The organism is Solitalea longa, assembly GCF_002920915.1.
GTDB classification, from domain to species: domain Bacteria; phylum Bacteroidota; class Bacteroidia; order Sphingobacteriales; family Sphingobacteriaceae; genus Solitalea; species Solitalea longa.
In genome coordinates, this window is the sequence record NZ_PQVF01000009.1 from 60,327 (window position 1) to 86,752 (window position 26,426).

Below are 26,426 nucleotides of genomic sequence, written 5' to 3' on the forward strand. Positions count from 1 at the left end.
TAGATATATCACTTATTAAAACAATTATCCATTTCTGTATTTATAACACTATTTAATAACAGTCACCTTACCCGAGTAAACTTCCTTTCCAATTATTATCCTTACAAAATACATCCCGGGATCAAAACCATCCAGACGATAATCCTTAGTAATAAAACCACTAAAGTTACTTACAGTTTCATCTACGTATAACTGACCGATTGAGTTCATAATAGAAAGATGAATGGAGGATGGTTCCCAAACGTTAAACTGGACGGTAACCTGTTCATTAGCGGGCACAGGATACAGCTTTAAGCCAATATCGGATGGCAGTTTGGGCAACTGATACGATATCTCATTTGAGGAGGCAGTGCAATTATCAATTAATTTTACCGAATATACTCCTGAATGTATAGGTTGATAAGAAGGTTCTGTTGCACCTTCAATGGGCACATTGTTTAAAAACCATTGTAATGCACCCGTAACATTTGAGTATAAAACATTGTCTTTTAATTCAATCTGAATATCTTTAAAAGTAGCCTCAACTCTCGGGCTTGTACATCCAAGTGCCTTCACCTGTATATCGTAGAAATAGTACCAGTAGTTTTGTGGCCCAGTATTACCGCTCACAGTGGCAGTATTGCCGGTTATGGCCAGCACATTTTCAATTTCTATTGGATAAGCTATTGGCGTATCTTGTTTGTTTCTAAAAATAGTAGCATCATTTTCGTAAGCAATGTTGATACGGTAATCACCTGCTGCGGGTATCTTCAAATTTAGATCATACACCGCCCCTTGGTCGTTAGCAACATTAGGTTGCGAACCAGTCGCTTCAGGAACTCTGGTAGCTTTAACATTCAATCGTACAGATGAAACTTCAGATCCGGTTTGCTCATCGGTAACCGTAAAGATGATAACACCTGAATGACCTATGTATAGCCTGGCCCGTTCAAGAACAAGGGGAGCCTGAGCGGTTAACCGTACCGAAGGTGTAAATTGGTTGTAAGCATTCTCTCCACTACCATACACCGTTTTATTTGCAGGACCAATCTTTCCTGCGAAATCATTTAAAGACCCATAAATCTTCGATGGGGCCGAATTTAGAAAGGTATTATTGCCAACAGCTATTGGAGTAGATGCAGTTAGAGAGTTGAACCAATAAACTGTACCCTCATTTGTAGAAGACTTTAAAAACAGTCCGCCTTCATCACAAGAAACAACAGAAAGCTCTGGCGCATCAGGGTTAACAGTAATGCTTATTGTGGCATTTATGGTATCATTGTTTTTTACCTGATCGTTCGCTAGTGCGGTATAACACTTAAATAAATATGTAGAACCTGAAGAAGGACTAATCGTCTCTGTAAAAGTATAATTGATTTCAGACCCTGGATTCAGCGTTTCATTTACTGTACCATTTATTTTTTTCACAAGCACGCCGTTCGAACTAATTTCTGCCACAACAGGAATTGAGCTTAAACTTGCACTGCCATAATTTTTCACTGTAACCGTCACTTTCTGAGCTGTACTTGCACAAGAAAAAATCTCTGGTGAGATCAACTGAATTACCGCCGCATCATTTGCAGGAGGCATAATTTTGATCGTATAATCCTCTGTTTCTCCCTTTGTAAAGTTACCACACGAGAGCACTTCACTAACTTGTGTTGTCTCGTTCAACACCACCCGCATACGTAAAACGTCACCAATGTTTACCGTAGCCGGTACAGTTACATTAGCATTAAACAGATCACCATTATTCAAAACTGAGCTTGTTGCTACAGTTTCTCCCAGATCATCAAAAGTTCCATTCGAATTCCAGTCAACAAAAAGTTTAACAATTCCTTGTGAACCCGTAGTGCATGAACCCAATGTAACAGATACAGGAACCACTTTCCCAGGCTCCACTAAAGCAGGATTGTTTAAATAAGCGGCATATCCTTCACATGAATTAGTGGTATTATTAAAGCTGCCTATTGTGACATTATTAATTTTAAGACCGATAGTTTGTGTTGCAGCCGAGGCACAATAAGTATTCCCTCCAACTCCACTGGCTATTAAAGAAAAATTTTGTTGCCCACCCTGCAAAGTTCTTTTATGGGTAACAGTGATAGTGTAGGTTTCGCCGGGTTCTGTGTTATCGATTAGTATTTTTTCAACATTATCCCTGAAATTATCTCCCCTTGAGGCTTTATTTCCTGGTTGAGAAGGTTCTAATATCCAGGGTTGATTAATATTGGCGCCTTTGGTAATTCGTACATCCAAATCATTGATCAGCTTAAGCGAAGGATCATCCACGGTTCCATCAGGTGTTGCTGTACCGGCAGGATCGATCCAGCAAATAGTAACTGTCAATGGGTCTCTCCCTGAAGCCACCAATTTTTGTTCAAAGCTATTACCATTCAAAAGCGTTTGTTCACTAACAATGCTGTATTTACCATTATCTGCAATAACTTTGGCCGCTTTAGCTGTATTCATTAACCCCCATCCATGTTTATAATCAGGTCCGGCAGTGCCTCCGGCTTCATCGGCTGTATGAATGATAACCCCTCTTAAAGTAGCTGAACGCATGAAGTTACCATTATTCAGCTTCGAATATTGTTCTTGTAACAGCAATGCTGAACCCGAAACTGAGGGAGCTGCCATTGAGGTGCCACTTAAGGTGCCGTAATCATCATCGCTCCCACTAAATGTCGACAAGACATTTATACCATTTGCAACAACGTCGGGTTTTATCCTGCCATCATCAGTTGGGCCCCAACTGCTGAATGGAGCAAGCTTAACATCCGAAGCTTGTGTATACCCCTTATCTAAGCCGTAAATTGCACCTACCGTTAAAATATTCTTAGCGTTACAATTGGTTGACAAGTTATCGTATGAATCGTTACTGGAAATAGCTCCCTGAACACGGGCATTACGTAATGTAAAATTTCCGGCCGAGTTGCGCTGATAATAAGGCTCTCCTATTGCCGGCCCATTTTGGTTTTGGTTGTTGCCCGCTGATTTTACAATTAAATAATAAGGAGATTTGAATGCGATATCATCCCAGGTAGCTACCGAGGCATCATAGTCGCCAAATTTATAATCTTCGAATTTACCGTCTTCGCCATACCATTCCCAATTAGGATCGGTTGCAGTACCGGCTCTCGACTCCCGGTAATACCAACCGGCAATATTACCGTAAGAATGATTAGATACCAGTAGTCCATATTTGGCTGCTGCAGTGGCCATTTCCGCATCATCATTATTAAAATCAAAACCAACTAATGATGGGGCTTTAAAAGCCATTCCCTTCGCAACAGGATTTAATCCGGCAGCTATCATGGTTCCAGCCACGTGGGTAGAATGATCCTGGACATCTGTTGTACCGTCGCCGGATGTTATTCGGTTTTGAAATTCTTTATGAGTAAAAAGAGCCTGACTACCATCCCAAATGGCTATTTTGTCTTTTAACCCTGCAGTCGATCCGTTTAAGTTAAATCCCGAAGATCCTCCCGGCCATACATTGTTCGTCCCTATTGTCGCCGCTGATCTGGCATTATTGTTTGTGCTAACGTAAACAAGCAGTCCTTTGTCATCAACTCCATGCACTGCAATTATATTCCCTTTAGAATCAACCGTAAACAATGGCAACCCATTCTGTTGAGCAAACTTTTTTGCCTTCTTGAAGTTCTTTTTATAATGGTCATTAAGTTTATCAGCTAATTGTTTCAAAGGCTTTTGCTGGGTCTTAGCAACCTCCTTGTACGACTGGGCACTTAACGATGATGACACTAAAACTGAGATAACCAGCAAAAGGAGACTAAAACGTATCTTCATGAATGAGGCTTACTTTATTTTAATTACGACGCTAATTTATTCTTTTTTGAATTAACCAATCTTAAAAACACAGTATCAAGATCAATTGCCTTAATTTTAGATAACCGATGAACGTAATTTGCCGTTAAAACTGCATTTTCTGTCGACTAAACTTATTTAATTTATACAAATGAAAACTATTTTCCTGATTTGCAGCTTTTTGCTAGCTATTATCCTGCCAAATGGTTTTGCGAAAAAAAACGAGATGATAAATCTATCAGACAGTACAGGGGTAAGAGGATCAGTGGTTTACCGGTCGGGAAACTATATGCCAACAATAGGGGAAACGCAAGCAAAAAAAAACGGTAAAGCTGTGGAGCGTGAAATTGTTTTTTATGAGTTAACGAATGCCAATGAAGCTACAGCAAACGGTTCTTTTTATACAACTATAAAAACGAAGGAAATTAAACGGATTCGGTCAGACAAGCAAGGCAGATATACTATTTTACTTCAACCGGGCACCTATTCGGTTTTTGTAAAGGAAAAGGAGGGTTATTTCGCTAATCGCTTTGACGGGCATAACAATATTTGCCCTGTTGAAGTAAGAAAAGATAAAATGACGGTTTTAAATTTGATAATCGATTATAATGCTGCTTACTGATCTACTTCATGATGAGCAGAAAATTCTTCTTCCAAAATTTGGCGAGTAAGCGGTTTACCTAAAAATTTCTTAACAAACTTATAGTTGCTGATTCGTTCATGATCAACCGGATCAAGCGAAGAAGAAAGCATATAAATTTTGCATCGATCCAAAATGGTTGGCTCCAACTGTTCAAACATTTTCAAAAAGTCGAAACCATTCATATCAGGCATTCTGATATCCAGAAAAATCAATTCAGGAAGATCTAAATTCTTCTCCAGCTGTTTCTGAATATAATCAAGTCCATCTTTAACAGCTACTACACAATGCACATTCTTAACAAAATGATAATTTACAAGAATCTTCTTGTGGATCAAGTTATCGATAGTACTATCGTCAATAATAAGCGCTGAATTAAATATAAAGTTCTCCATCCGCTCTTGTTTCTGGGTTTTGGTTATTGTTTTATACGTAGAATGCCTCCACAAAGTTCTATATTATGAAAAAAAAACTACAAAACCCAACACATAACTAATGAAGATTTCCTGCAAGTAGTTTCAAGCCTATTTCGGCAGTTTTTGCTTCATACTGAGCATTAATAAATCTGAAATCAGCAATGATAAAATTTTGCTGTGCCTGGCGAAGTTCAAGCTGAGAAACGCTTCCGAGTTTATATTTCTCATAGGTAATATCCTGATTTTGTCTCGCCACTTCCCTATTATCGGCTTCTACCCGTACCAATGAAATACTATTTTGATAATTGATATAGGCGGTGCTTAGCTGCGCATCCAAATCCTGCTTCAATTGATCATATAATAAAGAAGCGGTGTTAATGTCAGTTTTGGCATTTTGCTCCTTTTTATTCTGAATCAAGCCATTGAATAAATTGACAGAAGCGGTTGCTCCATAATTTAACCCTGAGTTTCGGTTTGATAGTAATTGCCCATAACTCGATTCCGACTTAGTATAATTATATCCGGAGTTCAGTTTAACTAGAGGATATCGATCGCCTCGAATCTCTTTATAAACTAAAGACGCAATGTTTTTATTCAGCTGTGCTGCTTTTAACTGTGGATTATTTTGAAGAATGCTTTGCCGCACTGTTTCATACGTCAAACTATAATCAATGATAATTGTATCAGTAACCATAAAATTAGTGGTCACCTCACGAGCCATTAACTGATTAAGACGAATTTTGCTTGATTGAAGATCCTGTAGTTGACGCATCAGGTTGGTCGTATCGGCATTTAAATCAACCGTTGAGTTTAACACATCTAACTTTGAGGCTTTCCCAACCGAATATTTATTCGTCTCGTCTTTCACTCGTTTTCTCGAAAGCGCTAATGCCTCTCTTAAACTTTTTGTTTGATTTTGCTGACTTACCACTATGTAATAAGTTGATACGATCTGATAAACCGTTTGCAAAACAGTTATTTGCGTATTGGTTTCACCCAACTTTTCAAATTCCTTGAATTTATCATAGGTGGCAAACATTCGTAAACCATCAAAGATAGTCCAGCTTAAACCAACGTTTCCATTTAAGCTATGTGATTCTGCCCAGTTCCGGGTTTGTGTGGCTCCGGTGTTAAACTCCTGAATACTGTTCACCCTGCTTCCGTTAATCCCTCCCGAAGCTGTTGCAACCGGCAAAAGCGTTGCATAAAGATCGCGGGCATTATTCGTGCTAACCGCCTCGTCATTACGGGCAATTTTTATTGAATAATTATTCTGCAAACCTATTTCAATAGCTTTATTTATATCAAGTAATTCCTGCGCCTGTGCAGCAGAGAAACCCAGGACCATCAATAAAGCAGTTACTATTCTTTTCATTCGTTAATGTGCTATTTAGCCTTATGCCTCGGCTGTAATTAGTTTTGGTTCTGTTTTAGTATTTTCTGGTGTATGCTCTTCCGGATTCACCTTTTGTTCTCTTGAGAAATAAGAATAAATGGCAGGGATAACAAATAATGTAAGGGCCAGTGAAAACAAAATACCACCAATAACCACAATACCCATACTCATACGGCTCTTTGCTGCATCGCCCAAAGCCATTGCAATTGGCAAGGCTCCTAAGGCTGTTGCCAAACTGGTCATTAAAATTGGACGCAAACGTGCAGCTGCCGAATCCCTGATCGCTTGTTGCAATGGAACACCACGTTCTTTTAACTGGTTGGCGAATTCAACGATAAGGATACCATTTTTAGTTACCAAACCTACGAGCATGATTATACCGATCTGACTGAAAATATTAATAGTTTGATTAAACAACCACAGTGAAAATACTGCTCCGGCAATAGCCAAAGGCACTGTGATCATAATGATAAATGGATCGATAAAGCTTTCGAACTGCGCGGCCAGAATTAAATAAATAAGCACCAATGCCAGCACAAAGGCGAACATAATGTTAGATGAACTTTCGGCAAAGTCTCTTGAAGCACCACTTAATGAAGTTTGGAATGAATCATTCAATACTTTCTCCTTAATCGCATCCATCGCTGCAATACCATCACCTATTGTTTTGCCTGGTGCTAACCCGGCCGAAACCGTTGCAGCTGTAAAACGATTGAAGTGATACAATTGAGGAGGCGAACTATTTTCGTCCATCTTAATCAGGTTATCCATTTGAATCAACTGATTTTGATTATTACGAACAAAGATCGAAGTTAGGTTGGATGGATCTTCACGGTCTGAACGATCAAACTGACCAATTACCTGGTACTGTTTTCCATTCATGATATAATATCCAAACCGTTGACCGCTTAAACCCAGCTGAAGTGTTTGAGCCACATCTACGAAAGAAACACCCAAAGCTTTGGCTTTATCTCTATCGATGGTAATATTTAGCTCCGGCTTGTTGAACTTCAGGTTCACATCGGTCATGGTAAAGGTTGGATCTTTCTGAACCTCCTCCATAAACTTAGGCAGTATCTCTTTCAGCTTTTCGAAATTAGGTGCTTGTAAAACATATTGTACTGGCAAGCCTCGACCGCCACCAGCCGAAATAGTTTGCTGCTGAATAACAAAGGTTCGGGCTTCGGACAAACCCGAGGTTAACTTGGTAAGGTAATCGGCAATTTGTTGTTGCGACCGTGTACGATGATCGGGATCGACCAACCTTAATCGGCCAAAACCGGTATTGGTGGCTGAATTACCAAAACCCGGAGCGGTTACTGTTAACAATACCTGCTTTTCCGGAATTGAGTCGATAACTGTTTGGGTGATTTTCTTTAAAAAGTTATCGGTATAATCAAACGAGGCGCCTTCTGGGGCTGTCACCGAAAGGCTGATAAAGTTACGATCATCCAAAGGTGCAAGTTCCGATTGAAGCATTTTTCCAAAGAAAAAGATCATGCCTACACAAACACCCACTAACGGGAAGGCGACCCAGCGCATAGCCAAAAACTTGTTCAATGAAGCACGGTAGCTCTCCACCATATTCACAAACAAGGGCTCCGTCATTTCATAAAAACGGCTTTGCTTTTGGTTTTTACGAATAAGCTTGGCATTAAGCATAGGCGTTAAGGTCAATGATACAAATGCCGAGATCAATACTGCGGCTGATATCACTATACCAAACTCACGGAACAATCTTCCAACAAAACCTTCAAGGAAAATAATTGGTAAAAATACCGCTGCCAATGTTATGGAAGTAGAAATAATGGCAAAGAAAATCTCATTAGAACCTTTAATAGCGGCCTCAAATGGAGAAAGTCCCTCCTCCACCTTTTTATAAATATTCTCCGTTACCACAATACCATCATCAACCACCAAGCCAGTTGCCAGCACAATTGCGAGTAAAGTAAGTACGTTGATCGAGAAACCCATCAGATACATAATAAAGAATGTACCTATTAAGGAAACCGGAATATCAATTAAAGGACGGAATGCTATTCCCCAGTTACGGAAGAATATATAGATGATCAAAACAACCAGCGTTAGCGCGACGCCCAAGGTTTCGGCTACTTCATTGATTGATTTTTTAACAAAAAGGGTGTTATCCAGGGCAATATCGGTTTTATAATCCTTGGGCAAATCTTTTTTGATCTGCTCATAACGTTTATAGAACTCGTTGGAGATATCGATATAATTTGCACCCGGCTGTGGCACAAGAGCCAGGCCTATCATTGGAATTCCAGATTGGCGAAGAATGGTTTCTTCGTTTTCCGGGCCTAAAACAGCATGGCCAACATCGCTGAGACGAATAATATTAGCCCCATCATTTTTAATGATCAGGTTGTTGAATTCTTCCTCGGTTGACATGTTACCCGCCGCATTAACGGTTAATTCGGTATTGTCACCGGTTATTTTACCTGTTGGCAGCTGCACATTTTCACGGTCGAGGGCGTTTTTAACATCGAGCGTAGTTAAGCCGTAAGATGCCAATCGGATTGGGTCGATCCACAAACGCATGGCGTAACGTTTTTGCCCCCAGATTTGTACGGAGCTTACACCAGGAATAGTTTGCAATCGCTCGGCCAGTACGTTTTCGGCATAATCACTAACTTCCAGTTGATTACGGGTATTGCTCTGAAGCGTCATTGAAATGATCGCATCAGAGTTTGCATCGGCCTTGCTTACAACCGGCAACCCATCAATATCCTTCGGCAAACTTCTGGCGGCTTGCGAAACCTTATCGCGAACATCATTGGCTGCATCGTCAAGGTCCTTGCTTAAGTTAAATTCAACGGTAATATTACTCGACCCCTGATTACTGGCAGATGATATTGTTCGGATACCATCGATACTGTTGATCGCTTTTTCAAGCGGTTCGGTAATCTGCGATTCTATTACATCCGCATTTGCTCCCGGATAACTGGTGCGCACATTAACAATTGGAGGATCGATAGACGGAAACTCCCGAACTCCTAAATATTTAAACCCGATATAGCCGAACAGGATAATAATGATATTCATTACTATCGCTAAAACCGGGCGTTTAATGCTGGTGGTGGATAAACTACTCATTTCTTAAGCTCTTTGTTTGGTTAATGATGTTTATAGGATTAACCTTAATTAACACTCACTTTAACCGGTGCATCAGCTTTTAAGGACATGATTCCGGTAGTAATAACTGTATCACCGGCACTTATTCCAGTTACAACCTGAACACGATCACTTGTACGGGCGCCGGTTTCAATCAATGCATCTTTGGCAATCCCGTTTTTGCAAACAAATACTTTCTTACCTTTTAACAATGGAACAACCGCTTGTGTTGGCACAAACAGCGCATTTTTTACTTCTTTTAACGCTAACTCAATTTTTGCAAATGAACCCGGCAAAAGACTTCCATCAGTATTGGGCGAAGTTGCTTTTAACTCCACGGTACGCGTTGTTTGATCAATTTGAGGCTGCAAAGCATATACCGTTGCCTTATGCACAGTACTACTGCCTTCAACAGTGAAAGTTATCGTTGATCGTTCACGTATTAATGACACATACTTCTCAGGCACCGTGAAAGTGATTTTCGCAGGATTTACATTCACCAATGTGGCAATATCGGTTTGAGGTGTTAAATAGTCGCCTACAGATACCGAACGAAGACCAATAGTTCCACTAAACGGAGCCCTGATCTCGGTTTTTACAATTTGCGTGCGGATCAACTGTGTTTCAGCTTTTAAAGAATTAAGGTCAGCCAGAGTAGCATCATAATCTTCCTTGCTTACCGCTTCTTTTCCTAATAAAATGCGGGCACGATATTCTTTTTCTTCGGCAAGTTTTTGCATGGTTAGGGCCTTTTGCAATTGAGCCTGAAGATCCTTGTCATTAATTTTAATCAGAAGCGCGCCCTTTGCAACATTTCTTCCTTCTTTAAAATAGATATTGGTAATCAGTCCCGATGCTTCACTCCTAATGGAAACCTGCTCATTCGAAACAATATTTCCGGTTATATTAAGCTTATCGGTAAAATCTTCGGCTTTTATGATTACACCATTTACCTGCATCGGTCCACTTGGCTTACCTCCGTTTTTGCCTCCTCCTGCTTTTTCATTACCTGGTGACGGAGTGGTAATTCGATTATAAACAAGATAACTTAGCACAAGGGCTATGCAAGCGTAAATAATGTACTTAACTTTCATTGATCGTTGTTGTGTTTGCTATAGAAAATATGTGTGATAACAAATTTATACCAAGTAAATTGATTTTATTTTAAATCCTTTTTCTGTATCAACGTTTTTACGCTGACTTATAAGCCCCGCGAATCATTCTTCAACATAAAACAACAGTAAAAAAATCTTATTGTTTGTTAATTCGATTGCCTATTAAACAGTTAATTGTAACCAGTTTAACTTTTTGTTCGTTATAATCTTTACAAACAGTTAAACCCATGGACCGCCGCTCATTCTTAACATCGCTTGAGAACTATTTTCTTGTACCCTATCGAAACCTATCGGCACCTCCTCCGGATCCCATTCAGAGACCTGTTTCTACCCTGACGCCACAAATAAACTGGGGAGAAGAAGAAGCTAAACACCTGATCAGAAGGACCACATTTGGAGCATCTAAAAAACTTGTGACTCATGTTCAAAGCCTAGGTTTAAATGGTGCAGTAAATAAATTACTAACCAACCTTGCCGATCCCCTACCTCCTCAAAATGAATTAGAAGACAATTTAGGCAACTCCAACGACTCATGGACCACCAAAGCCTACATTGATGGAGAAATGAATGGCAAACGACTGAATAGTTTGCGAGCCTGGTGGATTGGATTAATGCTTGAACAGGACACGACTAAAGCTGAAGGTTTTAATATCAGGGAAAAGATCACCCTGTTTTGGCATAATCATTTTGTTACGGAATCGGGTATTGTTGATGAGGCCCGTTACTGCTTTCAATACAATGCATTACTTCGCAAACATGCCATCGGTAATTACCGGACGTTCTTAGAAGAAATTACGGTTAATCCTGCCATGCTTAAATACCTGAACGGCGATAGTAACACTGCTTTCAACCCAAACGAAAATTATGGACGGGAACTGCTCGAGCTTTTTAGCATTGGCAAAGGCCCTCAAACCACCAACCCAATTGGAGATTATACATTCTATAATGAAAATGATGTAAAAGCTTCTACTCGTGCTTTAACAGGCTGGAGGCATCAGGTTGTTAATAATATTCCAACGGCCTATTTCACTGCTCCATATCACGATCAGAAAAGCAAAACCTTTTCGGCTCGTTTTAAGAACCATACCATTCAACCACAAGGGGAATTGGAGTATAAGGAACTCATCAATATGATCCTTACCCAATCGGAAGATGCCCTTGCTGCGGCAAAATTCATTTGTCGCCGCGTATACAGGTATTTTGTTTACTATCAGATCAACCAATTTGCCGAGGATAATATTATTGCGCCTTTAGCCCAAACCTTATTTAATAGCAACTATGAGTTTAAACCGATGCTGCAACAGCTTTTCATGAGCCAGCATTTTTATGATGTGTTAAACCGTAGCTGCGTTATTAAAAATCCCATCGATTATGTTGTAGGTGTAGGAAAAGAATTTGAACTGATAGAAACGGGAATTGATACGCCTGCTGATCGATATAAATCATGGTTTAAGCTTTATGAAGAAGCCATGGAAATGCAATTAAGTCTTATGGACCCACCCGGCGTTTCGGGCTGGGCCGCATATGGACAACAGCCTGCTTATCACGAATATTGGATCAACTCCGATACAATGTATCAACGTAAAGGCTTTACTGACCATATTGTTTCGGGCTTGGATGCGGATGGAGTGACGCTCACGATTAATCCGCTTAAATTTTTAAGGACCAATTTTTCGGCGACAGAAATTACTGATGCTCGTGTAATGATTGATAAGGTAACCGGCTTTTTGTTACCCGCTGTTTTACCATTAACCCAGGAGCAAAAAGACACTTTGTTGTTTGATGCATTATTGATGGGATTATCAACAGATCCGAATTATTGGACAACCAACTGGATCGACTATACGGCCAACGGAGCCACTACCGAGGTAACCAAAATGCTCAAATCGTTTTTCACCTACTTATTGGCAATGCCTGAGTACCACTTAAGTTAACTGGTCACGAGTACACCTTAGAGTAAAACAATTAAACATGCGCAGAAGAGATTTTATCAGATATACATCCGCCGCTTCTATACCAGTTTTAGCAGGTGGTTTTCAAATGAAAGCATTGGCCAATACACCTTTGTTAGACTTGTTATCTCAAACCGAAACCGACAGGGTTTTAGTCATCATACAATTGAACGGTGGTAATGATGGCTTAAACACTGTTATACCTTTGGATCAGTATTCCAATCTTGCAGCTGCCAGGGCCAATATTTTATTACCAGAGCCCAAAATCTTAAGACTTACCAACAGTACCGGACTTCATCCATCAATGGGGGCCTTGCACTCGCAATACCAGGATGGCAAAGTTCGGGTAATTCAGAATACAGGATATTACCCAGCCAATCAATCACATTTTAGGTCGACTGATATTTGGTGGACTGCACCGAATAACATTACCAAAGTAATGGAATCGGGATGGATTGCACGTTACCTGCAGGGAATTTATCCTGGTTATCCCGAAACGAAATACGACCATCCGCCAGCTCTACAGATTGGCGCCATTTTATCATTAGGTTTAATGGGTGAACTAAGCAATCCGATGGGAATCTCAGTAAGCAGTCCGGAGGTGTTTGACTACCTGGCACAAGGAGCTGCCGATGTGAGCATCCCTAAAACTGCGGCAGAATTAGAGCTGAAATACATCCGAAATATGTCCGTAGTTTCAGGTGATTATTCGGATGTTTTGCGGCAGGCCATTCAAAAAGGAGCTAACCTTTCAACCAAGTATCCGGCCTCTTCAGTTAAAAATTACTTGGCCGCTCAATTAAAGGTGGTCGCCCGCTTATTGGCAGGAGGCTTAAAAACCCGCATTTTCATTGTAAATATGGGCGGTTTTGATACCCATGCCGATCAAACCAATAAAGATTCAGTTGGAACCCTATACGGAACACATGCCACCTTACTAAAGAACCTTTCTGTTGCCATTGCTGCCTTTCAGGATGATTTACAATTATTAAAGCTCGACAACCGGGTGGCCGGTTTTACGTTCTCAGAATTTGGACGAAGGATACGATCAAATGCCAGTTACGGAACCGACCACGGTGCTGCTGCACCGATGTTTGTTTTCGGTTCGGGAGTTATACCCGGCATTTTGGGTTCAAACCCAATAATTCCTAAAAATGCCACTGCCGGCGATTGTGTGGAGGCTGATGAGGATCACGATTTCAGAAACATTTATGCCACCATCTTAAATCAATGGTTTGGGGTTTCTCAATCTGAATTATTAAGAGTGATGGATAACAAGCCTGACCTAAAATCGGACTTGAGCATTTTTAGAACAAAAGACCAAATTCACAATAACAGCAAAGGTAAGCTGAAGCTACTCACTACTTTTCCAAATCCGTTTGTTGATTATACCACTATCCGTTTTCTTTCAGGAGCAGGACCGACTAAACTCAATCTGATTGATACAACCGGCAGAATTGTAAGAAGCATTTTGAATGAGAACTTAACAGAAGGGCAACATGAAGTCACCCTGCATCGAAATGGTTTATCAGAAGGAGTTTATTATGTTCATATTTTCCAGGGGAATGAAAAAGATTCAATGCTGATAAGAGCAGTATAATTTTCCACTTAAGCCTTATTTGAGTAAAACTACTGAAGAAACTAATTTAATTTTTCGTAAATTTTGGTTAATAAGATTTAAGTGATGTATCGCATAATAACACTACTGATAGTCCCTGCATTGGTTCTTTTGTCGAGGTTGATTATAAACATAGTTTGGTTAGTAAAACTCTTGATGGTCAAATTAAAATAAAGCGTTATTTCATTGGATTAAAAATATTCAGCTGCAATTTCTCGGCTATGTATTTGATCGTTTCAATGGCTTTAACACTATTTCCTGCCTGATCTACCCTTGGTGAAAAAACACAAATACCCATTTTCCCGGGTGCAACAGCGATTATTCCTCCTCCAACCCCACTTTTAGCAGGTAGTCCGATATCATATAACCATTGTCCGCTATCTTCATATAAACCACTTGTTGTCATTACAGCAAGTGTTTTAGTGACATTTTGGGGATTGATGATCTTGTCTTTGGTTACCGGGTTAACACCATTATTGGCTAATGTGGCGGCCATTATAGCTAAGTCTTTTGCAGAGGTTCCAAAAGAGCATTGGCGGGTATACAAATCGCATGTCATTATTGGATCATCATAAATGGTGTTGTATGACTGCAGAAGAATTGCAATCGCCTGGTTATGCTGATTAGTTTCCGCTTCCGAATGGTATAGCTCATCTATCACTTTGATCTCGCGCGCTGCCAACCTGTTAAAGTAATCGTTAATAGTCTTCCATTTGGAATTGCCATTTTGCACTTTAACCAAACTGTTGGTAGCCATGGCGCCTGCGTTTACCAAAGGATTTACAGCCCTTTTTCCCTGGAGCTCAATGGAGGTAACCGAATTAAATGGAAAACCGGTTGCATTAACACCTACCTTTTGCGCAATTTCTTCGGGTGTATTTGATTCTAACGCCAGGCATAAAACAAAAACCTTTGATATGGATTCAATCCCAAATTCAAATTTCGAATCACCCAGTTCATAAACCTTACCATCGGGTGTTACGATGGCGATTCCATAAAGATTTGAATCCACCTTAGCCAGGTAAGGAATATAATCGGCGTTTTTACCTCTGGAGTCGTTTTTAAACTTTTCATAAGCTTCATTCATCACCTTTTGAATGATATTCTTATCCGCTTTTTGGGCATTAGTTGAAATGAACGTTGAGTTTATTAAAATTGAAACCAGGAGGATGGCCCTCCAACACACATGTATTTTCATAAATTTGACAAATTGGTTATATAAATTACTAAAAATAAGGCAGTAATGCATTTTAAAGCGCCCTTTCATTGCGCATTAAAAGACCAACTGTCATTTTTTTATTACATATGTGTTGATATGATGAGCATTAACATTTTCGTAATATTGCGCCCTAGGAGAGAGAACTAGATGAAAAAATTAAGCACGCTAATATTGTTATCCGTATTTTTTATGAATACATCTTCTGCCGCCGAAACCCAACTAAGCTATAAGCTATCGTTCGACGAAGCTGCCCAGCATTATGTTGACGTACAAATGGATGTTAACCACTGGAATGGCAAAGACCTTATTGTTAAGTTACCGGTTTGGGCTCCGGGTTCGTACCTGGTTCGTGAGTTTGCCCGTAATGTAGAGCAATTCCAGGCATTTTCAGGATCTACTGCTCTAAAAGTCGAAAAAATAAACAAAAACACCTGGAAAATTTCTGCCAACAAAGCCACTTCTATCAATATAAAATATAAAGTGTATGCATTTGAGCTAACCGTTCGTACGAGCTTTATTGATGCTGCCCATGCTTATTTAAACGGAACTAGTGTTTTCATGTATATTGATGGTAAGAAAGAACTTTCATCAACCATAAAAATAACCCCAAACAGCACTTGGAAAGAAATTTCATCCGGCTTAGAAAGTGTTCATGACAACAAATGGACGTTGTCATCTCCTAACTATGATGTTTTAGCTGATTCGCCAATTGAAATCGGCAACCAGGAAATACTAAAGTTTGAAGCAGCAGGAGTACCGCATGAAATTGCTTTATATGGTGGCGGTAATTATGATAAAGCAAAATTAACGCGCGATATAAAACAAATTTGTGAAGAAGCTACCAAAGTTTTCGACTCACATCCTTGTAAGCGTTATACCTTTATTGTACACTGTTTGCCATCTGGAGGCGGCGGTTTGGAACATTTGAACTCAACTACGGTGCAAACTTCTAGGTTTGGCTTTAACAACGATAAATCTTACAAATCTTTTCTTTCGTTAATTGCCCATGAGTATTTCCACTTGTGGAACGTTAAACGCCTGCGTCCGGAAGTATTAGGCCCTTTTGATTATGATCGTGAGAATTATACTTCAATGCTATGGTTCTCTGAAGGTTTTACTGCTTATTATGATAATTTGCTTACTCGCCGTGCAGGTTTTTACACTCCTGATGCATATTTGGAGGTAATTACAGCTGATATTAACAAGGTGGTTAACCAACCAGGAAACCAAGTGCAGCCGGTAGCTGAGGCTAGTTTCGATGCATGGATTAAATATTATCGTCCTAACGAAAACTCAAGTAATTCAACAATTTCTTACTATGAAAAAGGCTCTATTCTTGCCCTTATCCTCGATATGGAAATTCTTCGAGATACCAAGGGGGTAAAAGATCTGGATGACCTGATGAAATATTTATACACTGAATATTATTTAGGTAAGAAACGTGGCTTTACCGATGCCGAATTTAAGGCCGCTGCCGAATTAATTTGCGGACGTAATTTAAATGAGTTTTTCAGCAAATATGTAAATGGTACCGAGCCTATTCCTTTTAACGATTATTTAAGTGCCGTTGGATTGCGCTTGATCGATCAGAATGCAGGGCGTTCGAGCGAAATTTACTTTGGTGCAAATACTAAAACCGATAATGGTAAACTCATTGTTTCATCGGTTGTAAAAGGCACTTGTGCGTATGAAGCCGGCATTAACGTAAACGATGAAATTATAGGTTTCGACAATTACCGTGTTGATGATCTGAACAAATGGTTAGGTTATAAAAAGGTGGGTGATAAAGTTGATGTATTGGTAAGCCGCGAAGGTTCTTTGTTGACAATTCCGGTTACATTAAAAGCCAATACAACTCTAAAATACAAATTCGATGCTATTACATCAGTAACTGCTGATCAAGCAAAAGCCTATAATTTCTGGATGAAATTTGACACTCAAGCTGAGCATTAATTGCAGTTAATTATAAAGAAAAGCGGATAAGGAGTGACCTTATCCGCTTTTTATTTTTATCAGAAGCTGGCTGCTTTATTTAAAGTACCCATTAATTCACCAAAACCTCTCCGTTAGAGTTGATTGAGGTACCAAAGGCTGCCGAAAGCTGTTGCATGTGATTTAATATATCATCATACTCCGAATTCTGAGCGATCCTAGCTTGCATGTTTTCCAGTACAATTGGAACCAACTTTACTTTTTTCACTCCATCTTTATCAATCTCACAATTAAAAAAGCAGGTTTGATTGTTCTTTAGATCCGGATTCAATTCATAATCATCTATCAAATCGCCGGTATCGTACATAATCAGTTTTCCATTATAGACTTCAATACCCTGAAAAACATGTGCACCATGCCCATGAATAATATCTACTCCAGCCTCAATGATCTTGTGGGCAAATGAAACGAATTCAGGAAGAGGCTTATCGTTCATTTTATCACCCCAATGAATGCTCAAAATCAAAATATCAACTTTATTCCTAACCATGGCAATAGCCTCTTTAATAGTGGCAATATCCCCTACCTGAACATAGTTGGTTCCGGGTTTGTCAACTGCTTTCCAATAGGGTTCATTATCTGTAAAACCCAACAATCCAATGTTAACGCCATTCTTTGATATTATAACTGGCTGAGCAGCTTGCTGACTGTTACTTCCTGCTCCTACATGAGCTATTCCGGCCTTATTCAGCAAACCTATAGTTTCAATCAAGCCTTCTTCATAAAAATCGAGAATGTGGTTATTGGCAATGTTTACCACATCAATCCGGGCATCCATTAAGGTTTGAATTCGGGTAGGCTCTGCTTTAAGATTACTTGATTTTATACGCTGAGATTTGTTAAAATGCGTTAATGGAGCCTCCAGGTTTATCAAATTTAAATCGGTTGCCTTGAATAGTGGAAGCACATTACCCCAGGGATAAGAGAAACCATTTTCAGAAATTTTTTCATTTACCATTCCTCCTATCATAACATCGCCGGCAAACCCGATTGATACAGGTGTGTGATTTTCGTAAGCCATACAATTACCATTTAAGATGAACAGATAAATTGGCAGCAGGAAGCTGAAATGCTGACTATCTTTAAATTTAACCAATTTCTACTGCTTTTGCTCTTAAAAACAATCGTCTTTCAGTTTTTACCCGAAAGACGATCATTTCCCAATTTCATTTAAACTATACTTTAGTTTTCACCTTGTCCCATTTCTTTATTTGCCAATTAACCCTGGCCTTACAAATAAGGTTGTTTTGTATATCGTAAACCGGTAGTTCGAATGTTTTAAACACTGCATCACTCAGTTTCAACTCATTATTTACCTGTTCGGCATCCTCATTATTAAATATAAAATGCACATTAACATCCGATTTTCCCTGAAACTGGTATTCCATATGCAAATCTTTCATAATAATACGATAGTTGGCGGCACCCAATACATTCATCAACTGTAATCCACATGCATATTCACATAAAGTTGCTAATCCGCAGGCGTGTAATCCTTTAATATGATTTTGGTTTCTTCGGATATAAGGCATTTTGATCATCACCTCTTCATCAGTTACCCTGGTTATTTCAAACCTATGAGGACTATTAAAAGGGATGGCTCTCCATAAAACACGATTTAAAACCCAAAGGTTAAATGAAGAGGTTTTGGCTTTATTTATAAGGCTATTAAGTTGTTTCATTAGTATGATTGTCGGTTAGTATAAATCCATTTATCCAAAGCTTAAGCTAAAATCAATTTACAGCAACCGTTGAACTCAAAAGTTCCTGCTGCAAATTTCTATTAGCCGCTTCGAGCTCAATAATTAATCGGTCGGTGATTTCTTTCGCTGGTAAAACATCATTAATTAATTCTACTGACTGACCAGCACACCATAAGGTCTTATAGTTATTCGGATGAATGGCTGCTTCGAGTTTTTTCATGCCACGGATTTGCACGAGCATTTTGAAATATTTCTTAGTGGTTTTGTTCGCTGAAAGCAGTTTTTCAAACCAGTTCTGCTTGTAGCCTATTTTCTTAGCGTAAGGCGTATTTATAATATTACAAGGGGTTCCTGATAGTTTTTCGGTTAGTACAATATCCTCCATTTTAGCATCAATTATACCCTGCTTGTAAGCCTGGCTGACAGTACTTTCGGTCGAATTAATGTACCTGGTGCCAATTGAAACACCCATTGCACCCAAACTCAATGCTGATAATATTCCCTCGCCATTGGCAATTCCACCTGCCGCCACTAAGGGAATATCAGGGAAATGATGCTTCAATGAAGGGACCAACAAATGTAAAGGACTCGGTCCGGCATGCCCCCCTGCGCCTTGTCCAACTGCGATAAAGCCATCACAGCCTAAGCTGGCACACTTTGCAGCGTGCTCTATATTGGTAACATCGCAATACACTTTTGCTCCATACGAATGTGCAAGCTCTATTACCGGTTTAGGATTGCCCAATGATGTGATATAAAACGGAACTTTTTGCTCCCCGCAAATTTTAAGATGCTTTTCGAATAATGGATTAGAACGCTGAACAATTAGATTCACTCCGTAATTACCACTTAAATCTCCACTTACCTCTTTATGATTTTTTAGATTGATCAATACTTTCTCAAGCTCACCTTCATTTCTGTAATTCAAACTTGGAAAAACACCCATTATTCCACTTTCAATTGCTGAACGCATCATAGCTTCATTTGAAACTAAAAACATGGGTGCCATAATTATTGGATACTTTATTCCAAGCTCCTTTGTCATTTTATTGCTTATATTCATATAATCAAGTGCTTAAGTTAAGTACCGATTGAAAAAGGTTTATAAAGGCAAGATAGATAAAGAAAAATCAAACTCAAAAAATTATGCATGCATATTAATTTATTCGGAAAGAGTTAAGTTTTTATGAAATGAACTTTACTTTAAAGAAATATTTAATTGTCTAAACAGTTGTTTATCGCTTTAAAAATCGTATTCTTGCCCACAGTAAATTAATAAACCTATAACCTCCGTTTCTGTAACGGTTTCTTCAAAATAAATTAAAACCAATGGATGTCAATACAATTGTTGGATTGTTTGATTCGCTTGAACAACGTTACCCTTCAGCGCCTGTGGTATGCGCTAAAGAAAACGGCACCTGGCGAGAATACAAGGTTGAAGAATTTACTAATAATGTAAACGCGTTAAGCTTTGGCTTAATTAAACTTGGGATCGGCAAAGACGATAAAATTGCCAATATGTCCTTTAATCGTCCCGAGTGGAATTTTGTTGATTATGCCATTGCTCAAATTGGGGCTATTCATATTCCTCTTTACCCCACCCTTGCCGAACAAGATATCCGCTTTATTCTTAATGATGCAGAAGTTAAAGTCATTTTTGTTTCAACCAAAGAGATTTATAATCAAATCATTAAACTAAAAGCCGACATCCCCTCGTTACAAGCCATTTATACCTACGATACTATTCCTGAAGCAAGGTCCTGGAAGGAATTATGCTGTGACAAAAGTGAAATTGATTATACCGAGATTGATTTGCGCAAAAGCCGGATTGATGAAAACGACGTATTAACCATAATATATACTTCAGGAACTACCGGAACTCCCAAAGGTGTAATGCTTAGCCATAAGAACATTATGAGCAACATACGTGCATTGCATTCCTTTATTCCAAGAGGAGTTAAGCGTTCGTTAAGCTTTTTGCCCTTATCGCATGTTTTTGAGCGGGTTGCAGGCTATTTATGTATTGATTTAGGGATAACGATTTACTATGCCGAAAGTATTGAAACTATTTCAGCCAATTTACAGGAAGTTAAACCCCATTTTTTCACAACTGTTCCCAGGTTGCTCGAAAAGATCTATGACAAAATAACGATTAAAGGTTCAGAGCTTACAGGCATAAAAAAGGCACTCTTCTATTGGGCGCTCAACCTTGGTTTAAAATATGAGCTGAACGGAGCTAACGGATGGTGGTACGAAACTCAGCTGAAACTTGCCAACAAACTAATATTCAGCAAATGGAGAGAAGCTTTAGGTGGCGAAGTAAAACTGATCGTATCAGGAGGAGCCGCTCTGCAAACTCGTTTGGCAAAAGTATTTATGTCGGCAGGAATTACCGTACTCGAAGGATATGGTCTTACTGAAACTTCTCCTGTTATAGCAGCCAACCATTTCGATCCAAAGAATTATAAATTCAACTTTGTTGGAAAGCCTATTAAAGGCATTGAAGTAAAAATAGCCGAAGACGGTGAAATATTATGCAAGGGGCCTAATGTATTTTTAGGCTACTATAAACGGCCTGATTTAACAGAAAAAGCAATTGATCAAAACGGCTGGTTTCATACCGAAGACATAGGAGAGATTGATTCACAGGGATTTTTACGCATTACCGACCGTAAAAAAGAAATGTTTAAAACAGCCGGAGGTAAATATGTTGCTCCGCAAGCCATTGAAAACAAACTTAAGGAATCATTATTAATTGAACAGGTTTTGGTAATTGGCGAAAATCAACGTTTCCCATCGGCCTTAATTGTTCCTGCTTTTGAAAATCTAAGAGAATGGTGTTCGCGCCATGCTATTAACTATACAACAAACTCAGAAATAATTAAACATTCAGAAGTACTAGCCAAATTCAAAAGAGAGGTTGAAAAGTATAATAAAGAGTTTGGCAAATGGGAGCAAGTAAAAAAGTTTGAACTGCTTCCAAAAGAATGGACAATTGACGGTGGAGAGATGACACCTAAATTAAGCCTAAAACGTAAAGTAATTGTAACTAACAACAACGAGCTGATTGACAAAATCTATGCTCATCAATGATCTTATAAACAGCCAGCACCATTTATCTATTAAAGGAGCACATTCTTATATGTGTTCCTTTTTTTGTTTTTGTATGGCTTGCTTTTTGTTTGGCAAATAATAAAAACCAACAACAATCCAAAAAAATCAAAATATTATTTAGCTTAAGGCCAATATGAAAAAATATTAGTTGGCATATTGGAAATTTAAACTATAAAAATATATTTGTACCAAATACTGATTTGGTATAGGGTTTAATAAGGGTGATTTTTATCGTTAAATAGATTTCAACGAGATCAGTATCAATTAGTTTTAAACCAGTTTCAATCAATAATACACCTTTAACCATACCTTATGATGCAAGTGAACACTATCGTAGACCTGTTGAACTCTTTACCTGAACGTTACAAAAACCGGGAGGTGGTTGCCGGGAAAAAGAACGGAAAGTGGATAACCTATTCGGCCGAACAATTCAGGGAAAACGTTGATCTGCTTAGCCTGGGCCTTATACAATTAGGCATAGGAAAACATGACCGTGTAGCGAACATGTCACCCAACCGCCCGGAATGGAACTTTGTAGATTTTGCAATACTTCAAATTGATGCTACCCACGTCCCTCTTTATCCCACATTGGCCGAAAATGATTTAAAATTTATTTTAAACGATGCGGAAGTAAAAGTTTTATTTGTTGCTAACCTGGAACTTTATGACAAGGTTCAGCGCGTTCGCTCTGAAGTACCTTCCCTTACATCCGTTTACACATATGATGACGTTGTTGGAGCCAATTCCTGGGAACAAGTTAAACAGCTAGGCAAAAAAGGCGATAGATCGAAACTTAAAGAATGGAACGCCATGGTTACTCCTGATGATTTGGTTACCCTGATTTATACCTCAGGTACCACTGGCAATCCAAAGGGAGTAATGCTAACCCATAGTAATTTAGCCAGCAATGTATTGGCTTGCCAAAAAATTTGCCCTCAGGGCACCAGCAAAGCATTAAGCTTTTTACCACTTTCACACATTTTTGAGCGCATGGTCGTTTACATGTACATGTCGATCGGTGTATCCATCTATTATGCCGAAAGTATTGACACAATTTCGGCTAATCTTGCAGAGGTAAAACCCGATTGCTTCTCAACGGTTCCACGCTTACTCGAAAAAGTGTACGATCGTATTGTTGCTAAAGGAACAGCCTTAACAGGTGTAAAAAAATCTCTTTTCTTTTGGGCACTAGATTTAGGATTAAAGTTTGAAAACGATGGCAAAAATGGATGGTGGTATGAACAACAACTTAAAATTGCCCGCAAATTAATTTTTTCTAAATGGAAAGAAGCCCTCGGAGGAAATGTGAAAGCTATAGTTTCCGGAGGAGCAGCCTTACAAGAGCGACTTGCCAGAGTTTTCTCCGGTGCAGGAATTCCTGTTTTAGAAGGTTATGGCCTTACTGAAACTTCACCAGTGATAGCTGTGAACACCCTTGAACCCGACGGACATTGTTTTGGTTCAGTTGGGAAAGTAATTGATGGTGTACAGGTAAAAATTGCTGAAGATGGGGAGATCTTATGTAAAGGGCCAAATGTAATGAAAGGTTATTATAACCGACCCGACTTAACTGCCGAAGCCATTACTGACGGTTGGTTCCATACCGGTGATATTGGTGTTATGATTGATGGCAAATACCTGAAAATTACCGATCGCAAAAAAGAAATGTTTAAAACAGCGGGCGGCAAGTACATTGCACCTCAGGTGATTGAGAATAAATTTAAAGAATCAATATTTATTGAACAGATTATGGTTATTGGAGAAAACCAACGTTTTCCATCTGCATTAATTGTTCCCGCTTTTTCGGCCCTTAAAGATTGGTGCGAAAGACATAACATTACTTGTTCAAGCAATGCTGAGCTGGTTAAACTTCCGGAGGTTATCGACAAGTACCAACGTGAAGTTACCAGATACAATGAAGCATTCGGCAAGTGGGAGCAGATAAAAAAATTCGAGGTATTGAACAAAGAATGGTCAATTGACGGAGGCGAACTCACACCTAAATTAAGTTTAAAACGTAAAATTATTTTGGAAAAGAATAAGGCAGTTGTCGACAGAATATATGCTCAAACTGAGCAAGTTGCCGTGTAAGAGTTTAGATTAGTTTGTGTTTGTAGGGCTGTCTTAAGTAATTAAGCAGCCTTTTTTTATTTTAAAGAAGATTTCGTTTCTAAACAGATTAGATAATTAAAAGCAAAAATCCCTGCATCTATCAAGAATACAGGGATAATAATCGACTTAGGGTATATTTTAATTTACAGTAGAAATCTCATCGATAGTATCTAATACTTCAAAAACCGAATGCTTGCTTTTAAATTCAGGCACGATATGTTTCATTTTTTGCACAATCTTATTATCATGCATTTTTGAAGCGGCATCAAGCAATTCATTAATTTCCTGTCTGGTGGTTTCAAAGGAATACTTCCTTACTTTAGCAATCATTATTTTTTCATGATGAGTCGGCTTTACGTATTCTGAATCATTCAATAATTCTTCATACAATTTTTCTCCTGGGCGTAACCCCGAGTAAACAATCTTAATATCCTTATCAATTGTTAAACCCGACAATTGTATCATCTTCTTGGCCAAATCAACTATTTTAACCGACTTACCCATATCGAAAACAAATATTTCGCCTCCATCGCCCATTGTTGCAGCTTCTAAAACAAGCTGACAAGCTTCAGGAATTGTCATAAAATACCTATTAATTTCGGGATGTGTAACTGTTACAGGGCCACCTTTCGAAATCTGTTCTCTAAAACGTGGTATAACAGAACCGTTTGATCCTAAAACATTTCCGAATCTGGTTGTAATAAATTTAGTTTGAGTGGATGAATCAGCCTGTTTTAGATAATCATTTAATGATTGTGCGTAGATTTCCGCAATTCGTTTGGAAGCGCCCATCACATTGGTTGGATTAACGGCCTTATCGGTAGAAACCATAACGAATTTCTCCGCATTGTATTTTACAGCCAGGTCGGCAACTACTTTTGTCCCTCCAATATTATTTAAAACAGCCTCTGAAGGATGGCATTCCATCATGGGAACATGTTTATAAGCCGCTGCATGGAAAACATACTCAGGTTTATATAACTTGAATAGAAGTTCCATCCTTTCTTTATTTTTTATATCGATAATGACAGGACTAAAATTAATCTTTGGAAAAGATTCATTTACTTCAAGTTCAATGGAATACAAGGCCGTTTCGGCCTGGTCACAAAGTATGATCCTGCTTGGCTCAAAAAATGCAATTTGACGAACTATTTCGCTACCAATAGAACCGGCAGCTCCGGTAATAAGAATATTTTTGTTCCGAAGTTGGGAACAGATATGCTTATTATCAATTTTGATCACATCGCGTTCAAGAAGTTCTTCAATTTTAATATTCCTTAATTGATTTAAAGTGAATTCACCATTGATCCAGTTTTTCACAGGCGGAACATTAACTACCTTGATGCCTAAATTCAAGCAAAGATCCACCATTTCACTTTTTCTTTTTGTATCAAGATTTTGAATACTGAATATGACTTGCTGAATATTATACTTCCTTTTAAGTTCAATCAGATCATTTTTTGCATTGTAGATTCTCACCCCTCCAATATACTTGCCAATTTTGTTTGGGCTATCATCTACGAAGGCATGTATATGCAATCCTGAATGACGAGAATGATCGATCACCTGTTTAGTAATTTGCCCGCTATCTCCAGCGCCAAAGATTACCACATTTATTTGCTCATCACTTTTTCCTTCAACAGCTTCAAATGTCCATTTCACTAATGACCTGTAAGAAGTTAACATAAAGAACATTATGAGGAAATGTTTTAAGATCACATTTAGTGGCAAACTAACAAAGTTATTCATATCAAAAATTACTTTAATTCCTAAAAGAATAACTGAAATGGAACAGATGGCCGAGAACACCCGCATCATATCTTGCAAACTAGATAGTCGTATGATACCGGCATAGCTTTTTTTATAAAGAAAAACACCCGAACAGACAAAAATATTGATTAAAGCCAGGCGATTTAAGCCCGTATGTGCATAGAGCTCTGATAAGTTAAAATTGTAAAACAAAATGAAAGCTAATAAAAATGAACCGGCGCAAACGGCAACATCTATTAAAAAGATGAGCCATCTTGGGACCAGTTTAAAGGCAGATAGCCTCAAGGTAAAGGAAGCTTCTTTCTTTACCTTAGACGAGTGAGAGAGCGTAAACATAGATACCTGTATATTCTACATAACAGTTTAAATCATTCTTATTTAACGTTAAAAATGGTATGAAATCTCTTTTTTGTGTTTAATCATAAGCAATTATCGGT

At 38.7% G+C, this 26,426-nt stretch carries 16 protein-coding genes; 6 read left to right on the top strand and 10 right to left on the bottom strand.

The genetic code is table 11. The features are described 5' to 3' along the window. Positions 1-48: 48 nt before the first annotated feature. A complete protein-coding gene (locus C3K47_RS13500; RefSeq protein ID WP_103789682.1) occupies positions 49-3,792 on the bottom strand; it encodes a S8 family serine peptidase in 3,744 nt (1,247 codons plus the stop codon). A gap of 169 nt (positions 3,793-3,961) precedes the next feature. Here C3K47_RS13500 and C3K47_RS13505 point away from each other — a divergent pair, with 169 nt between their 5' ends. Beyond that, positions 3,962-4,432, top strand: a complete 471-nt coding sequence (locus C3K47_RS13505) for a carboxypeptidase regulatory-like domain-containing protein (protein WP_103789683.1) — start codon at positions 3,962-3,964, stop codon at positions 4,430-4,432. Here the strand turns inward: C3K47_RS13505 and C3K47_RS13510 are convergent. The 4 genes from C3K47_RS13510 to C3K47_RS13525 all read right to left on the bottom strand — a co-directional run bounded on the left by C3K47_RS13510 (position 4,426) and on the right by C3K47_RS13525 (position 10,488). Then, positions 4,426-4,845 carry a response regulator gene (locus C3K47_RS13510; protein WP_133159387.1) on the bottom strand — a complete coding sequence of 140 codons (420 nt, stop codon included), beginning with the start codon at positions 4,843-4,845 and terminating at the stop codon, positions 4,426-4,428. The genes C3K47_RS13505 and C3K47_RS13510 overlap by 7 nt on opposite strands. A 97-nt stretch (positions 4,846-4,942) precedes the next feature. Then, complete coding sequence (locus tag C3K47_RS13515; RefSeq protein WP_103789685.1) at positions 4,943-6,241, bottom strand: TolC family protein; 1,299 nt, start codon at positions 6,239-6,241, stop codon at positions 4,943-4,945. A 21-nt stretch (positions 6,242-6,262) separates the two neighbouring features. Further along, positions 6,263-9,376: an efflux RND transporter permease subunit gene (locus C3K47_RS13520; RefSeq protein WP_103789686.1), complete on the bottom strand. Its 3,114-nt coding sequence runs from the start codon at positions 9,374-9,376 to the stop codon at positions 6,263-6,265. Between the two features lie 44 nt (positions 9,377-9,420). After that, positions 9,421-10,488 (bottom strand): efflux RND transporter periplasmic adaptor subunit, encoded by a 1,068-nt coding sequence (locus C3K47_RS13525; protein WP_103789687.1) that lies wholly within the window; start codon positions 10,486-10,488, stop codon positions 9,421-9,423. 248 nt (positions 10,489-10,736) lie between these two features. Between C3K47_RS13525 and C3K47_RS13530 the strand changes: the two genes are divergently transcribed. Next, positions 10,737-12,443 (top strand): DUF1800 domain-containing protein, encoded by a 1,707-nt coding sequence (locus C3K47_RS13530; protein WP_103789688.1) that lies wholly within the window; start codon positions 10,737-10,739, stop codon positions 12,441-12,443. Between the two features lie 37 nt (positions 12,444-12,480). Beyond that, entirely contained in the window at positions 12,481-14,061 is a 1,581-nt protein-coding gene (locus C3K47_RS13535) for a DUF1501 domain-containing protein (protein ID WP_103789689.1), read from the top strand. A gap of 196 nt (positions 14,062-14,257) precedes the next feature. On the opposite strand, the gene glsA is transcribed toward C3K47_RS13535, so the two are convergent. Next, entirely contained in the window at positions 14,258-15,277 is a 1,020-nt protein-coding gene (glsA, locus tag C3K47_RS13540; protein ID WP_103789690.1) for a glutaminase A, read from the bottom strand. Between the two features lie 210 nt (positions 15,278-15,487). Between glsA and C3K47_RS13545 the strand changes: the two genes are divergently transcribed. Then, positions 15,488-17,251, top strand: coding sequence for a M61 family metallopeptidase (locus C3K47_RS13545; protein ID WP_243392555.1), 1,764 nt, complete (start codon positions 15,488-15,490; stop codon positions 17,249-17,251). A 91-nt stretch (positions 17,252-17,342) separates the two neighbouring features. On the opposite strand, the gene C3K47_RS13550 is transcribed toward C3K47_RS13545, so the two are convergent. From C3K47_RS13550 to C3K47_RS13560, 3 genes are all read right to left on the bottom strand, one after another. After that, positions 17,343-18,311 carry a CapA family protein gene (locus C3K47_RS13550; protein WP_133159388.1) on the bottom strand — a complete coding sequence of 323 codons (969 nt, stop codon included), beginning with the start codon at positions 18,309-18,311 and terminating at the stop codon, positions 17,343-17,345. Positions 18,312-18,465: 154 nt separating this feature from the next. Beyond that, complete coding sequence (locus C3K47_RS13555) at positions 18,466-18,972, bottom strand: PaaI family thioesterase (protein WP_103789693.1); 507 nt, start codon at positions 18,970-18,972, stop codon at positions 18,466-18,468. Between the two features lie 52 nt (positions 18,973-19,024). Further along, complete coding sequence (locus C3K47_RS13560) at positions 19,025-20,056, bottom strand: NAD(P)H-dependent flavin oxidoreductase (RefSeq protein WP_103789694.1); 1,032 nt, start codon at positions 20,054-20,056, stop codon at positions 19,025-19,027. A gap of 266 nt (positions 20,057-20,322) precedes the next feature. Between C3K47_RS13560 and C3K47_RS13565 the strand changes: the two genes are divergently transcribed. Both C3K47_RS13565 and C3K47_RS13570 read left to right on the top strand, forming a co-directional pair. Then, on the top strand, positions 20,323-22,086 hold the full coding sequence (locus C3K47_RS13565; RefSeq protein ID WP_103789695.1) for an AMP-dependent synthetase/ligase: 1,764 nt from the start codon (positions 20,323-20,325) through the stop codon (positions 22,084-22,086). Positions 22,087-22,419: 333 nt separating this feature from the next. Further along, complete coding sequence (locus C3K47_RS13570) at positions 22,420-24,198, top strand: AMP-dependent synthetase/ligase (protein ID WP_103789696.1); 1,779 nt, start codon at positions 22,420-22,422, stop codon at positions 24,196-24,198. A 159-nt stretch (positions 24,199-24,357) separates the two neighbouring features. Here C3K47_RS13570 and C3K47_RS13575 read toward each other — a convergent pair whose 3' ends face one another. Beyond that, positions 24,358-26,325, bottom strand: a complete 1,968-nt coding sequence (locus C3K47_RS13575) for a polysaccharide biosynthesis protein (RefSeq protein WP_103789697.1) — start codon at positions 26,323-26,325, stop codon at positions 24,358-24,360. Positions 26,326-26,426 lie beyond the last annotated feature (101 nt).

Coding starts and splice junctions, on each gene's coding strand:
- C3K47_RS13570 (WP_103789696.1), top strand. CDS start 22,420: ATGATGCAAGTGAACACTATCGTAGACCTGTTGAACTCTTTACCTGAA.
- C3K47_RS13510 (WP_133159387.1), bottom strand. CDS start 4,845: ATGGAGAACTTTATATTTAATTCAGCGCTTATTATTGACGATAGTACT.
- C3K47_RS13500 (WP_103789682.1), bottom strand. CDS start 3,792: ATGAAGATACGTTTTAGTCTCCTTTTGCTGGTTATCTCAGTTTTAGTG.
- C3K47_RS13575 (WP_103789697.1), bottom strand. CDS start 26,325: ATGTTTACGCTCTCTCACTCGTCTAAGGTAAAGAAAGAAGCTTCCTTT.
- C3K47_RS13505 (WP_103789683.1), top strand. CDS start 3,962: ATGAAAACTATTTTCCTGATTTGCAGCTTTTTGCTAGCTATTATCCTG.
- C3K47_RS13530 (WP_103789688.1), top strand. CDS start 10,737: ATGGACCGCCGCTCATTCTTAACATCGCTTGAGAACTATTTTCTTGTA.
- C3K47_RS13550 (WP_133159388.1), bottom strand. CDS start 18,311: ATGGCTTACGAAAATCACACACCTGTATCAATCGGGTTTGCCGGCGAT.
- C3K47_RS13525 (WP_103789687.1), bottom strand. CDS start 10,488: ATGAAAGTTAAGTACATTATTTACGCTTGCATAGCCCTTGTGCTAAGT.
- C3K47_RS13555 (WP_103789693.1), bottom strand. CDS start 18,972: ATGAAACAACTTAATAGCCTTATAAATAAAGCCAAAACCTCTTCATTT.
- C3K47_RS13535 (WP_103789689.1), top strand. CDS start 12,481: ATGCGCAGAAGAGATTTTATCAGATATACATCCGCCGCTTCTATACCA.
- C3K47_RS13515 (WP_103789685.1), bottom strand. CDS start 6,241: ATGAAAAGAATAGTAACTGCTTTATTGATGGTCCTGGGTTTCTCTGCT.
- C3K47_RS13520 (WP_103789686.1), bottom strand. CDS start 9,376: ATGAGTAGTTTATCCACCACCAGCATTAAACGCCCGGTTTTAGCGATA.
- glsA (WP_103789690.1), bottom strand. CDS start 15,277: ATGAAAATACATGTGTGTTGGAGGGCCATCCTCCTGGTTTCAATTTTA.
- C3K47_RS13565 (WP_103789695.1), top strand. CDS start 20,323: ATGGATGTCAATACAATTGTTGGATTGTTTGATTCGCTTGAACAACGT.
- C3K47_RS13545 (WP_243392555.1), top strand. CDS start 15,488: ATGAATACATCTTCTGCCGCCGAAACCCAACTAAGCTATAAGCTATCG.
- C3K47_RS13560 (WP_103789694.1), bottom strand. CDS start 20,056: ATGAATATAAGCAATAAAATGACAAAGGAGCTTGGAATAAAGTATCCA.